Here is a 13976-nt window from a genome sequence, read left to right on the forward strand (position 1 = left end):
CGCGCGGCTCAGTTCAGCGTCGGCGCGCACCCGAAGAGCACGTCGAGCTCCGCGCGCACCTCGTGTTGCACCGTCGTGCAGGACGCGGGGCAGAGGATGATCTTCTTCGGGAGCACATCGTCGTCGTAATACCACCCCGGCCCCGTGCCGCAGTCCGCTGCGTCGTCCGCCTTCGGGACCTCCAGCGGGCTCGCGCCCTCGGGCGCGAACCTGACCGCGACCCGGCTCGTGTCGAGGACCGCGCCCGCGGGCGGCGCGGGGATGAGGAGCTCGCACGGGAGCGCCGACGCGCGGATCTCGGCCATCTTCGCCGAGAACGCCGTGATGTCCGCCGTGACGTCGAACGCGCGGGTCGTCCCGCCGGCGTCGGCGATCTGGTCCAGGTTGGTGAGCGTCGAGCCTTGCACCGCGACGACGTAGGTCTGGACGCCGTTGTAGCGGAGGGCCCTCTGCGCCATCTCCGCGGTGCTCGCGACGGTGTTTCCGGAGCAGCCCGAGGGATCGCCGTCGGTCGCGAGCACGACGATCACCTTGTGGGAAGGGTTCGCGTCCTTGTAGGCGGTCGCGTTCGTGAGCACCCCCTGGAGCGCCGGGCGCATGGGCGTCCCGCCGCCGGGCGAGGTGCTCTGGATGGAGGCGGTGAGCTCCGGCGTGTTCACCGGCAGCTCGCCGATGGCGACCGCGAGCTCGTCGTAGCTCGTGTGGTTGCAGTCGCTCTGCCCATTGCTGCTCCGCGGGAAGTAGGTCAGCCCCACGTTCATCCCGGCCGAGGCGGCGTCGGTCACGAACGCCGAGAGCGCGTTCGTGACGCCGACCCATTTCGAGCCGAGCATGCTGCCGGATCGGTCGAGCAGGATGAGCATATCGAGCGGCAGGAGCGTGGCCTCCGCGCTCGCCTGGGCGCAGGAGGACCCCTCCCCGAGGCCGCCCTCGCCGGCGCCGCCGAGCCCTCCCCCCTCGCCGAGCGACGTGTCTCCGCTCGCGCTGCTCACGCCGAAGGAGCCGCCGCCGCCGCTCGCGGCGTCATCCGGCGGGGGGATCGTCGCGGGCTTCTCGTCCTCGGTGGCCGCGCAGCCGCCCGACTGCGCCGCGATCCCGGTGGCGACGAGGAAAGGGGCAAACACGAAATGACGTCGGAAGGACATCTCTGCGCTCCTCTGAAAATGGGTGCGACGTGGCTCGCTGCCGCGGGGCTCCACGCGCGAAGTGGTCTGTCTATCGAGGGGTGGCCGAGCTCCGAGACGATCTCGTCAGTGTATGCAGCTCTCGATCGAGGCGCGATAGGGGCTCTCCGGTTTGTAAGCCCCGCTCGTGTCGTGCTGTCGTTGCTCTCTCTTCTTTCGTCGCTTGTCGCGGCTCTCGTCGCTTGTCGCAGCTCTCGTTGCTTCTTGCAGCTCTCGTTGCTCTCGCGGTCTCGTGCGCGCGCCGGCGCGGCGGGGCTCGGCGTCTTTGCTCGTCGCTGAGCGCGCCGACCGTTCCGGGTGCTCGCGCGCCGGAACATCATGTTTCCTTGCGCAGCCGCGAAGGACGCGTAATTCCCACGAGGTGCGTCACGCTTGCTGGAAAGAGGCGAACATGACTAGGTGGATTCCATGGGTACTTTCCGCTGTCGCCCTGACGGATCTCGGCTGTTCGACTGCGACATCCGCGGGCAGCTCGGGCCCGGCGGGGGCCGGCGGCGCCGCTGGGGCGGCTGTCTCGAGCGGCGGGGGCGGCGCAGGCGGGGACGGCGCGCCGTGCCGGATAGACTGCTCGCTCGTTCCGACCTCGCAATGTGTCATGGCCGTCTGCAACGAGGCGACGCGCGATTGCGAGCTCGTCCCCAGCGCGGGCGGGGAGCCCTGTGACGACAGGGACGCCTGCACGGTCGGCGAGACGTGCGAGGAGGGTGTCTGTCAGGGCGGGGCCCAGGAGGACTGCGGCCTCGCGCCGGACGCCTGTCACGTGGTCACGTGCGTCGACGCGGGCGGCGCGCCTCGCTGCGGGGTGGAGCCGAGGGCGAACGGGGCCCCGTGCGCGACGGAAGACCGCTGTATCCTCGACGCGGCGTGCCTGGACGGCGCCTGCGTCGGGACGCCGCGGGACTGCTTCTTCTTCCACGTGCCGGACTCCTGTCATGTTGGTGCGTGCGACCCGGCCACCGGTGCGTGCGAGGCGGTTCCGGGGAACGAGGGGGCGCCGTGCGCGGACTCCGGCGATCTCTGCATGGTCGGCAAGACCTGCCAGAGCGGCCGCTGCGAGGGGGGCGTCCCGAAGGACTGCAGCGCGCTGAGCGTCGGGTGCAACGATGGCGCCTGTGATCCGGGCTCTGGCAATTGCTATGCTGAGCCGATCGGACCGGGCGGCGCCTGCCTCTCTGGGACCGACGAGTGCAATCGTGGCGTCTGTGACGAGAGCGGCGCCTGTATTTCCATCCCCACCCCGGGGGAGTCGTGCCTCTCGCAGGCGGTCGGTTGCACGCGCGGCGTCTGCAGCGAGGCCGGGGTGTGCACGGCGCGCCCGGTTCCCGACGGCGGGGTCTGCGTCGACAGCGACTCGTGCACCGTGGGGGAGTCCTGCCTGGCTGGTGTCTGTCAGGGCGGCGCCGCCGCGGGGACGCCGGTGGTCTATTTCCGGGATACGTTCGAGAGCGACGGGGCCGGGTGGGAGCTCGGTCCGACCTGGCAGATCGGCGCGGCGAAGGCGTCAACCGGGCAGACCTACGGGCACGCCGATCCGGCGCTCGATCACACGGCGACGTCGGACAACGGGGTGGCCGGCGTGGTCATCGGAGGGAACGCGCCCCTCGGGGTCCACCCATACTTCTACCTGACGAGCCCGGTCGTCAACGCCGATGTCGCGGGCGGCGTGTACCTGACGTTCTGGCGTCTCCTGAACAGCGATGAGACGCCTCACATGACGAACCGTGTCGAGGTCTATGACGGCGTCCGCTGGAAGGTGCTCTTCGAGTCGGGGGCGTACCCCGGCGTCCGCGACTCGGCCTGGACGAAGGTCGTCCATGACCTGACGCCCTACAAGAACGCCGGCCTGCGCGTCCGCTTCGGCTACGAGATCGGGCGGGAAGCCTTCGTCGATACCGTGTCGAGCTGGAACGTCGACGATGTGGAGATCGCGAACGCGGCTTGTCCGTAGAGCGCGCGACGGGGGCGCGGGGAGGCTCAGGGACCTTGCGCCCTCGGCAGCTCGACTCCGATGTTCGAGCGGGGACCCTGGCTCACCGCTCCACGACGGCCGAGAGCGCCGCCGTGATCGCCCGGGAGACCTCGTCGACCGCGCCATCCCCGTCGATATGGATGACCCTGTCCCCCGGGACGAGCTCCTCCGCCCGGCGGTATGCCTCCGCGAGCCGCGCCTGCAGCTCGGTCTTCTCGAACAGCTCCTCCGCCCCCCCGCGGCCGCGGCGGCGCTTCTCGGCGATCTCGGGCGCCACGTCGATCACCACCGTGACGTCGGGCCTCAGGGCGTGGCGGTTGAGCTCACGGATCCATTCGACGATCGCCCCGGAGCCCGCCCCGTCCTCGCCCGCCGTCGTGGACTGGTAGGCCAGGCTCGACAGGTCGTAGCGATCCGAGATCACGACGTATCCGTCACGGAGGAGCGGCTCGATCTCGGCGCCGAGGTGATCGAGGCGATCGGCCGAGAAGAGGAGCGCCATCACCTCCGCCTGGCGGGCGCCGGGAAGCGAGATCCGGTGGGTCAGGACCTGCCGGAGCAGCGCGCCCACCGGCCCGGCGCTCGGCTCTCGGGTGACGTGGACCATGCGCCGCGCCGCCCTGAGGTGCGCCGCGTAGCGCTCGGCCTGTGTGCTCGTGCCGGCGCCGTCGATGCCCTCGAACACCACGAAGACGCCACGGCCGGCCTCCCCCGCCGGGCGCGACGCGGGGCTCTCTTGCTCGCCTCTCGTCTTCGGCATCTAGCTCGCCTCCTCGCTCGACTCCGCGACGGGCGGCGCGTCCTCCCCGAGCACGACGTTGTCGATGAGCCGCGTCGTCCCGACGCGGACGGCGACCGCCAGCAGCGCCCGATCGCCGATCGCCGCGGAGTCGCTCCAGATCGCCAGGGACTCCGGATCGGCGAGGTCCACGTAATCGATGCTCGTCGCGGCGGCCGCGAGGCGCGCGCGCGCGGGCTCGAGGAGCGCCGCGGCGCGCCGCTCGCCGCGGGCGAAGGCGCCGCACGCGCCGGCGAGGGCGAGCGGGATGGCGCGCGCCGCGCTCCGCTGCTCGGGCGAGAGGTAGGCGTTCCGCGACGACATCGCGAGGCCGTCCGGCTCGCGCACCGTCGTGGCCCCGACGACCTCGACGGGAAGGAACAGGTCGGCGGCGAGCCGCCGGATGACCTGGAGCTGCTGGTAGTCCTTCCGGCCGAAGACGGCGACGCACGGGCCAGCGAGCGAGAGCAGCTTCGTCACCACGGTGGCGACGCCCTCGAAGTGCACGGGCCGATGGACGCCGCAGAGCGGGCCCGCGGTCGCGCCGACGCGCACGCGCGTCTCCTCGCCTGGCGGGTACATCGCCGCGACGTCCGGCGCGAACACACCGTCGGCGCCGGCCTCCGCGCAGGCGGCGAGGTCGCGCTCGAGCGTCCGCGGGTAGCGCGCCAGGTCTTCTCCCGCGCCGAACTGGGTCGGGTTGACGAAGACGGTCACGGCCACGAAGTCCGTCCTCCGCCGCGCCTCCGCGATCAAGGCGAGGTGGCCTGCGTGGAGCGCGCCCATCGTCGGGACGAGGCCGACGCGGCGTCCAGTCGCGCGCGCCCGGTCGCACGCCACCCTGAGCTCGCCAGGCTGTCGCCAAAACTCCATAATTGAACCCTATCAGACGTACGGTAAAACCGGAGCTTCGATCATGGTTGACCCGCCGTCCACCCCAGACAACACCGTCGCGCCCGACTCCGAAGGCGACGTGGATTCAGCTCAGGCCGTCGGGCCCGTCTCGCGCCCGAATGGCCCCTCCAGCGCGCGGTCCGGTGGGAGCTCCGCCCCGTCCAGCGGCCCGGTGTCGATACCGGCCGTCACGGGGGTGATCCCGATCGAGGGGGATCCGGCGCACTACCTGAACCGCGAGCTCTCGTGGCTCGAGTTCAACGCGCGGGTGCTGTCGGAGGCTAGGTCGCACGAGGTGCCGCTGTTCGAGCGCCTCAAGTTCCTGAGCATCTTCTTCTCGAACCTCGACGAGTTCTTCATGGTGCGCGTCGCCGGCCTCCAGGCGCAGACGCAGCGCACGATCGCGGAGGTCCCGCCGGACGGGCTCACGCCCCACGAGCAGCTCGTCGCGATCAGCGCGCGGGTCCACGCGCTCGTCGATGACGCCTACCAGCTGTGGCACTCGGATCTGATCCCGGCGCTCCAGCGCGCCGGCATCGTGATCGTCCGGCCCGATGAGCTCGACGCGACCGAGCTCGGCGCGCTCGACGAGCGGTTCCGCACGGACATCTTCCCGATCCTCACGCCGATCGCGATCGATCCGGGGCACCCGTTCCCGCACCTGCGCAACAAGATGATCAACCTCGGGATCATGTTCTCCCGGGAGCATGAAGCGCAGGAGCCCGGCTTCGCGGTCATCCAGGTGCCGCCGGGGCTGAGCCGGTTGATGCGGGTCCGCGTGGAGGGCGCGACGCGCGCGTTCGTCCTGCTCGAGGACGTGATCGCCCGGCACGTGAAGGATTTCTTCCCCTCGGGCAGGCTGCGCGGCACGTACCCCTTCCGCGTCACCCGGAACTGGGACCTCGAGATCGACGAGGAGGAAGGCGAGGACCTGCTCGAGACGATCCAGGCCGAGCTCCGCCGGCGCGATCGCGGCAACGCCGTGCGCCTGGAGATCGGCTTCGGCGAGGGCGCCGGCACCTCGGTCCAGCGGCTCTGCCGCGCGCTCAAGGTCGACGCGTCGCACGCCGTCTACCGGGTGCCTGGGCCGCTCCACATCGCCGACCTCATGGGCATCGTCGCGGACGACGAGCGCCGCGAGTACCGGGACGAGCCGTTCGCGCCGCAGGTCCCGCCGCTCTTCCGGGACGTCGAGGACATCTTCGCCGTCATCCGGGAGCAGGACGTGCTCCTGCACCACCCCTACGAGTCGTTCGATCCGGTCGCGGAGTTCGTCTCCCGCGCCGCCGACGACCCGAACGTGCTCGCGATCAAGCAGACGCTCTACCGGACCGGCGGCGACTCGCCGATCCTGAAGGCGCTCGCGCGCGCGGCCGAGAGCGGCAAGCAGGTGACGGCCATCGTCGAGCTGAAGGCGCGGTTCGACGAGGCGAGCAACATCCAGTGGGCGAGGACGCTCGAGCAGAGCGGCGTGCAGGTGATCTACGGCCTGCTCGGGCTGAAGACGCACGCGAAGGCGCTGCTCGTGGTGCGGCGCGAGAAGGACAAGCTGCGCCGCTACGTGCACCTGTCGACGGGCAACTACAACCCGCAGACCGCGCGGCTCTACACCGACATCGGCCTGTTCACGGCGAACCGGGAGATCGGCGAGGACATGACGTCGCTCTTCAACCTGCTGACCGGCTACAGCGCGCCGCCCAAATGGAACCGCCTCCTCGTGGCGCCGCTCGGCCTGCACGAGGCGGTGCTGGGCCTCATCGCGCGCGAGGAGGCCCACGCGCGGGCCGGGCGCAAGGCGGAGATCGTGGCGCAGATGAACGCGCTCGTGGACGTCGACGTCATCGACGCGCTCTACTCGGCGTCGCAGGCCGGGGTCGACATCAAGCTCGCCGTGCGCGGCATCTGCTGCCTCCGGCCGGGGATCCCGGGCCTGTCGGAGCGGATCCAGGTGCGCGCGATCATCGATCGTTTCCTCGAGCACAAGCGCCTGTTCCGGTTCGCGAACGGCGGCAGCGAGGAGATCTACATGTCGAGCGCCGACTGGATGCCGCGCAACTTCCATCGCCGCGTCGAGCTGATGATCCCGATCATCGAGCCCGCCACCCGCGCGCGCGTGGAGGACATGCTGAACACCGTGATGTCCGACACGGCGAAGACCTGGGAGCTCGCGAGCGACGGCAGCTACCACAAGCTCCAGCAGCCCGCCGGCGCCCCCCAGCTGCGGTCGCAGCACCGCTTCATCGAGCTCGCGCGCGAGCGGGTGAAGCTCAGCGATCCGCTGGCGCGCGGCGGCGGGCGCTTCCACATCCTCCGCATGCCCGCGGGCACGGACGACGGCGGGCCGCGCCACCGCAAGGGCGCCAAGAAGAAGAAGGGTCTGCCCTGAGCGACGACGCGCAGGAGCGGTAGAGGCCTCCCCGCGACCTCGCGCGCGGGGAGCCCTTCAGAACTGCGTCTGCAACGCGGCGGAGCCGGGGCCGAGCGAGAGCGTGGTCTGGGCCGACGCTTTGGGCGTCGCGTCGCTGATCGGCACCTTCTTCCCGCCGATGACCCAGAGCGGGATGCCCACGGCGATCATGATGCCGCCCGCCACGGAGACGAGCGCGCCGGCGAGCTGGCGGCGCCCGTCGGAGCGCGTCTCGCAGATGCCCGTGAAGCCCCCGAAATCGCAGTAGATCTCGTATCGGTTGCTCGCCGACGCGAGCAGGCCCGTCCCGGTGAAGAACGCGATCGTGCCGCCGGCGGTGAGCGCGATGCCGCCCAGCATGAGGCCCGGGCTCTTCCGGCGCAGGGGAACCGGGGGCGGAGCAGGCGGGATCTCCGCCGGGGTCACCGGGTAGCCCGGCGGGAGCGGAGGGTAGGCGCCGCCGTACGGAGCGTAGCCGCCCGGGGGACCAGGCGGCGGATAGCCCGGCGAGGCCCCTGGCGGAGCCCGCGGGGCCTCCTGCGGCGGCGCCGGGTAGGGGACCGCCGGGTACGGCGGCGCGGAGGCAGCGGGCGGCGCGGAGGCAGCGGGCGGCGCCGAGGCAGCGGGCGGCGCCGAAGCAGCGGGCAGCGCGGAGGCAGCCGGCGGAGCGGGTGGCGGCGCCGGTTGCGCGCCCGCCGTCGCCGCGGCGAGCAGGCCGGACAGCGCGACGCCGAGCGGCAGGGCGAGCGCCTGCGCGCGGGAGCGCGGCGAGCGGCCCGGCGTTCGAGCGGCGTCGGGCGAAGCATTCAAGCGAAGCATCTCGGGCGTCCTTTCATCACGGCGGTTGCGATCACTCGTGTGGAAGCTCGGCAGGCTTTTGCGCCGGCTCCGGCGGAGGCGCCGCCTCCGCTGTCGGCGCCCCCGCTGCCGGTGTCGCCCCCGCTGCCGGCGTCGCCCCCGCTGTCGGTGTCGCCACGGGCGGGGCGGCGGCCGGCTTCGGTGCGCTGGTGCGCTTCTTCGGCGGGGCGGCTGCGGCTGCTACGGTGGCTGCTCCTGATGGAGAAGCGCTGGCAGCCGTCCCCTCTGGCGAGGCGCCGGCTGCAGCACGCTGCGGGGTTGAAGCGCGCGCCGTCTCTGCTGCGGGCGGTTCGGCGGTGACGATCGTTGGCGGTGACGAGTCGACGGGAGGTGGAGCCGGCAGCTCGTCGGTCGCCGTCGGCGCGGCGAGGGACGCGGTGGACGGCTCCGCGGCGTGTGTCTTTGCCGGAGCGGCTCTCGCGGGCTCCGGCGCGGCGCGCTCTGGGGCGCGGGGGGACTGCGCGGCGAACACGATCACCGCGGCGAGCGCCACGAGGCCCAGGAACACAAGGAGCGCGCGATCTCGCTTTGGCTTCGTCTGTGCGCTTCCGCCGCGCGCTCGCGCGGGCTGCGCCTCGACGCCGCCTCTCCGATGGGATCGATCGCCGGCGTCGCGCGCCCGCGCGGGCTCCGCGCTGCTCGGCGCGGCGGCGCCGCGTGTGCGCGCGACGCGCGGGTCGTCGCCGCTTCGGCTCGCCGTCGGATCGACGCGCGCTACCGCGGGGCCTCGCGCTGTCGCGCTGTCGCCCTGATCGCCGCGCGACGAGGGCCCCGCGCCCCCCGTGTCCACGTCGGACGCAGGCCTCGACGCAACGCTGCTCTGCGGCGCCTTGCGCCGGCTTTCTTTACGCTGGGCGCGTGAAAGCTTCTTCGCCACGCAGCGACCGTACCGAACAGCAGGCGGGCCGCCAAGGGCCCGCGGCGCGTGTCGGCGTCCGACTCGTGCGGCGGGCGCAGGCTCCCGCGCGTCCCGGGAGCCGCGGTCGGACGCCGAGCGCCCCGTCGAACGAGACGCGCACGGACGGCCCCCGCCGCGCGCCGCGACCCACGAGCTCTTCGCGCGGGGCCGGGACGCGCAGAACACGGCCTCCGCAGGCGCGGCGGGACCGACGCGCCCGACACGAACGATGCCGCGCCTCGGCCAGCGCAACGGACGCGACCGACGCGACCGACGCGACCGACGCGACCGACGCCAGCGACGTGAACGATGCGACCGACGCAGCGGGCGCGACGCACGGGATCGACGCGAACGAACGGCACGCTGGCGCATCCAACACGAACGGGTGTCGTCCCGCTTGACATGGGTCGCCTCCTGGGTATCCTGCGCGTCCCCATCCCTCAGGTGGAAATCCGCGTCACTATGCCGACCATCAGCCAGCTCATCCGCCAAGGCCGCGAGGCCGCTCGTTACAAGACGGCCTCTCCTGCGCTCAAGTCCTGCCCGCAGCGGCGAGGCGTGTGCGTACGTGTTTACACCACGACGCCGAAGAAGCCCAACTCGGCGCTCCGCAAAGTCTGCCGCGTCAGGCTGAGCAACCAGATGGAAGTGACGAGCTACATCCCGGGCGAAGGCCACAACCTGCAGGAGCACTCGGTCGTCCTCATCCGCGGCGGCCGTGTCAAGGACCTGCCGGGCGTGCGCTACCACGTCGTCCGCGGCACGCTCGACGCGTCCGGCGCTGCCGGGCCTAGCTCCACCAACAAAGCGACCCGCAACCGCAAGCGCTCGAAGTACGGCGTGAAGCGCCCGAAGGCCTGACAGCCTCAACGCGCGAAAGCCGAGCAGAGGAACGAAGATGCCCCGTCGTCGCGAAGTCCCGAAGCGGAAGATCATTCCGGACCCGAAGTACAAGGACAAGCTCGTCGCCAAGTTCACGAACTCCCTGATGCAGTCGGGCAAGAAGGCGACCGCCGAGGGGATCCTCTACGGCGCGTTCGACATCGTGCGCGACCGCTTCAAGGAGGAGCCGATCGACGTCTTCCGCAAGGCGCTCGACAACGTGAAGCCGAAGCTCGAGGTGAAGAGCCGGCGCGTCGGCGGCGCGACCTACCAGGTCCCCGTCGAGGTCCGCCCCGAGCGTCGCGTCGCGCTGGCGATGCGGTGGCTCGTGACCTACTCGCGCGGCCGCGGCGAGAAGACGATGCGCGAGCGGCTCGCCGCCGAGCTCGTCGACGCGGCGCAGAACCGCGGCAACGCGGTCAAGAAGCGCGACGACACGCACAAGATGGCGGAGGCCAACAAGGCGTTCGCCCACTACCGCTGGTAGGTCAGCGAGGCCAGCGCAGATCCCGGATCTGCGCTGGTTCGTCATTTCAGGTCCCATCCCCAGGCGAGGAGACGCGTAGAGCGAGATGGCACGGCTGACATAAGGATCGGGTTACAGAGCCGGTCCTCTCGAGGGAGCGCGACAGCGCTCGCCCTCGCGGGACCTAGAAAAGCTGCTGCTGTACCCCGACACCCTCTCCAGGTTCAAGTGCCCGCCATAACGGAGGCGGGCCGGGCTGGAGAGGGTGTTTTGCATCCTGAGTCCGGAACCCTCACCCCACGCATCACACGACGGAGAAGGAAAAGTGGCACGCGAGTACAGCCTGGAACGGACGCGCAACATCGGGATCATGGCCCACATCGATGCGGGCAAGACCACGGTCACCGAGCGCATCCTTTATTACTCGGGTGTCAACTACAAGATCGGCGAGGTCCACGAGGGCGCAGCCACGATGGACTGGATGGTCCAGGAGCAGGAGCGCGGCATCACCATCACGTCCGCCGCGACGAACTGCTTCTGGGCGCCGGAGCAGGGCCCCGAGAAGGGCGTCTCTCACCGGATCAACATCATCGACACGCCCGGTCACGTCGACTTCACCATCGAGGTCGAGCGGAGCCTCCGCGTGCTCGACGGCGCGGTGGCGGTGTTCGACGGCGGCAACGGCGTCGAGCCGCAGAGCGAGACGGTGTGGCGGCAGGCGGACAAGTACGGCGTCCCGCGCATCGCGTTCATCAACAAGATGGACAAGGTCGGCGCCGACTTCGACATGTGCGTCGACTCCATCCGCGAGCGCCTCGGCGCGAACCCGGTGGCGATCCACTACCCGCTCGGCGCGGAGGACTCGTTCCGCGGCGTGATCGACCTCGTGACCCTCCGGGCCGCCGTGTTCGACGAGGAGACGAAGGGCCAGCGCTACGACTGGCAGGAGATCCCGGCCGACCTCCTGCCGCGGTGCAAGGAGCTCCGCGAGAAGCTCATCGAGGCGTGCGCCGACGCGAGCGACAAGGTGATGGAGAAGTTCATCGCCGGTGAGATCGACCAGATCACCGAGCAGGAGATCCACGCGGCCATCCGCGCGGGCACCCTCGGCTTCAAGATCGTCCCGGTCCTGTGCGGCTCGGCGTTCAAGAACAAGGGGGTCCAGCTCCTGCTCGACAGCGTGGTGAACTACCTGCCGTCGCCGGTCGAGATCCCGGCCGTCGAGGGGACGCTGCCCGACAAGAAGGACAAGGTCGTCTCGCGCAAGGCGGGCGACGACGAGCCGTTCTCGGCGCTGGCGTTCAAGATCATGAACGACCAGTTCGGCAACCTCACCTTCTTCCGCGTCTACTCCGGGACGACGAAGAGCGGCGTCAGCGTGCTCAACTCGACGCGCGGCAAGCGGGAGCGCTTCGGGCGCATCCTCCGCATGCACGCGAACAAGCGCGAGGAGATCGACGTCTGCTACGCGGGCAACATCTACGCTGCCGTCGGGCTGCGCGACACCCGCACCGGGGACACGCTCTGCGACGAGAAGCACCCGATCGTGCTGGAGCGGATGGAGTTCCCCGACCCGGTGATCTCGATCGCCATCGAGCCGAAGACCAAGGTCGATCTCGACAAGCTCGGGCTCAGCCTGCAGAAGCTCGCCTACGAGGACCCCTCGTTCCGCACGTACACGAACGAGGACACGGGCCAGACGATCATCGCCGGGATGGGCGAGCTTCACCTCGAGATCATCGTCGACCGCCTGAAGCGCGAGTTCAAGGTCGACGCCAACGTCGGCAAGCCCGAGGTCGCCTACCGCGAGACCATCTCGAAGAAGGCGACCGACGTGGAGGGGCGCTTCGTCCGGCAGTCGGGCGGACACGGCCAGTTCGGTCACGTGAGGATCGACATCGAGCCGGCGGAGCGCGGCGCGGGCTTCGTGTTCGAGAACGACATCGTCGGCGGCATCATCCCGAAGGAGTTCATCCCCTCGATCGAGAAGGGCATCCGGGACGCGATGGGCCGCGGCGTGCTCGCGGGCTACCCCGTCGTCGACATCAAGGTGCGGCTCCACTTCGGCAGCTACCACGAGGTCGACTCCTCCGGGCCCGCGTTCGAGGTCGCCGCGTCGATGGCCTTCCAGGACGGCGCCAAGAAGGCGGGGCTCGTGCTCCTGGAGCCGATGATGGCCGTCGAGGTCGTGTCGCCCGAGAACTACCTCGGGGACGTCATCGGAGACCTCAACTCGCGGCGCGGCCGCATCCTCGATATGGGGCAGCGCGCGAACACCCGGGTGATCCGCGCGGAGGTCCCGCTCGCCACCATGTTCGGTTACGCGACCGACGTCCGTTCCAAGACGCAAGGCCGCGCGACCCATTCGATGCAGTTTTCTCATTACGCACCGGTTCCAGCAGCGATCCAGGAAGAGATCGTCGCCAAGCAGCGAGGTTAAAAAGACGCCATGGCCAAGGAGAAATTCACTCGTACGAAGCCGCACGTGAACGTGGGCACCATCGGTCACATCGACCACGGCAAGACCACGCTCACGGCGGCGCTCGTCAAGGTGCAGTCGAAGCGCAACCTGGCGAAGGCGATCTCGTACGCCGACATCGCGAAGGGCGGGACGGTCCGTGACGAGACCAAGACGGTGACCATCGCGGCGGCGCACGTGGAGTACGAGTCGGCGAACCGCCACTACGCGCACGTCGACTGCCCCGGGCACGCCGACTACATCAAGAACATGATCACCGGCGCGGCGCAGATGGACGGGGCGATCCTCGTCGTGTCGTCGCTCGACAGCGTGATGCCGCAGACGCGCGAGCACGTGCTGCTCGCCCGGCAGGTCGGCCTGAACCACATCGTCGTGTTCCTCAACAAGTGCGACGCGGTGGACGACCCGGAGATGCTCGACCTGGTCGAGATGGAGGTCCGCGAGCTCCTGTCGAAGTACAAGTTCGACGGGGACAACGCGCCGGTGGTCCGTGGCGCGTCGCTGCCGGCGCTTCAGGGCGACCCGAAGTGGGAGGAGACGATCCAGCAGCTCCTCAGCGCGCTGGACAGCTACATCCCCGAGCCGGTGCGCGACATCGACAAGCCGTTCCTGATGGCGATCGAGGACGTGTTCTCGATCAAGGGCCGCGGCACGGTGGCCACGGGCCGCATCGAGCGCGGCGTGATCAAGGTCGGCGACGAGGTGCAGATCATCGGCTTCAAGGACACGAAGAAGTCGGTCGTGACCGGCGTCGAGATGTTCCGCAAGCTGCTCGATCAGGGGCAGGCGGGCGACAACGTCGGGTGTCTGCTCCGCGGCGTGGAGAAGGAAGAGATCGAGCGCGGCCAGGTGCTGGCGAAGCCCGGGTCGATCACGCCGCACACGAAGTTCACCGGTGAGGTGTACGTCCTCAAGAAGGAGGAGGGCGGGCGCCACACGCCGTTCTTCACCAACTACCGGCCGCAGTTCTACATCCGGACGACGGACGTGACCGGCACGGTGAACCTCCCCGAGGGGGTGAAGATGGTGATGCCGGGCGACAACATCACGATGACGATCGAGCTCATCGCCCCGGTCGCGCTGGAGGAGCAGATGCGCTTCGCCATCCGCGAGGGCGGCAAGACGGTGGGCGCCGGCGTCGTCACCAAGATCCTCGCGTAG

At 70.3% G+C, this 13976-nt stretch carries 10 protein-coding genes; 6 read left to right on the top strand and 4 right to left on the bottom strand.

Features of this window, described 5'->3' with window-relative positions; translation table 11 throughout:
- Positions 1–8: 8 nt before the first annotated feature.
- The gene (locus tag WMF12_RS04140; protein ID WP_437866095.1) at positions 9–1145 is read right to left on the bottom strand and encodes a vWA domain-containing protein; all 1137 of its coding nucleotides are present in this window, start codon (positions 1143–1145) and stop codon (positions 9–11) included.
- Between the two features lie 634 nt (positions 1146–1779).
- Between WMF12_RS04140 and WMF12_RS04145 the strand changes: the two genes are divergently transcribed.
- Positions 1780–3132, top strand: coding sequence for a hypothetical protein (locus WMF12_RS04145; protein WP_437866101.1), 1353 nt, complete (start codon positions 1780–1782; stop codon positions 3130–3132).
- An 82-nt stretch (positions 3133–3214) separates the two neighbouring features.
- Here the strand turns inward: WMF12_RS04145 and tmk are convergent, their stop codons facing one another.
- Positions 3215–3913, bottom strand: a complete 699-nt coding sequence (gene tmk / locus WMF12_RS04150; protein ID WP_437866110.1) for a dTMP kinase — start codon at positions 3911–3913, stop codon at positions 3215–3217.
- Positions 3914–4804, bottom strand: a complete 891-nt coding sequence (gene panC, locus WMF12_RS04155; protein WP_437866118.1) for a pantoate--beta-alanine ligase — start codon at positions 4802–4804, stop codon at positions 3914–3916.
- A 43-nt stretch (positions 4805–4847) separates the two neighbouring features.
- On the opposite strand from panC, the gene ppk1 reads away from it, so the two are divergent.
- Complete coding sequence (ppk1, locus tag WMF12_RS04160) at positions 4848–7211, top strand: polyphosphate kinase 1 (protein WP_437866129.1); 2364 nt, start codon at positions 4848–4850, stop codon at positions 7209–7211.
- Positions 7212–7268: 57 nt separating this feature from the next.
- Here ppk1 and WMF12_RS04165 read toward each other — a convergent pair whose 3' ends face one another.
- Positions 7269–8051: a hypothetical protein gene (locus WMF12_RS04165; RefSeq protein ID WP_437866133.1), complete on the bottom strand. Its 783-nt coding sequence runs from the start codon at positions 8049–8051 to the stop codon at positions 7269–7271.
- A 1399-nt stretch (positions 8052–9450) separates the two neighbouring features.
- On the opposite strand from WMF12_RS04165, the gene rpsL reads away from it, so the two are divergent.
- The 4 genes from rpsL to tuf all read left to right on the top strand — a co-directional run bounded on the left by rpsL (position 9451) and on the right by tuf (position 13976).
- Entirely contained in the window at positions 9451–9849 is a 399-nt protein-coding gene (gene rpsL / locus WMF12_RS04170; protein ID WP_012233473.1) for a 30S ribosomal protein S12, read from the top strand.
- 37 nt (positions 9850–9886) lie between these two features.
- The gene (gene rpsG, locus WMF12_RS04175; protein ID WP_012233474.1) at positions 9887–10357 is read left to right on the top strand and encodes a 30S ribosomal protein S7; all 471 of its coding nucleotides are present in this window, start codon (positions 9887–9889) and stop codon (positions 10355–10357) included.
- 304 nt (positions 10358–10661) lie between these two features.
- Positions 10662–12776: an elongation factor G gene (fusA, locus tag WMF12_RS04180; RefSeq protein ID WP_437744332.1), complete on the top strand. Its 2115-nt coding sequence runs from the start codon at positions 10662–10664 to the stop codon at positions 12774–12776.
- A gap of 9 nt (positions 12777–12785) precedes the next feature.
- Entirely contained in the window at positions 12786–13976 is a 1191-nt protein-coding gene (tuf, locus tag WMF12_RS04185) for an elongation factor Tu (protein WP_012233037.1), read from the top strand.

The sequence above is a fragment of the Sorangium sp. So ce363 genome (assembly GCF_051520435.1).
In the GTDB taxonomy this organism is placed as follows: Bacteria; Myxococcota_A; Polyangia; order Polyangiales; family Polyangiaceae; genus Sorangium; species Sorangium cellulosum_B.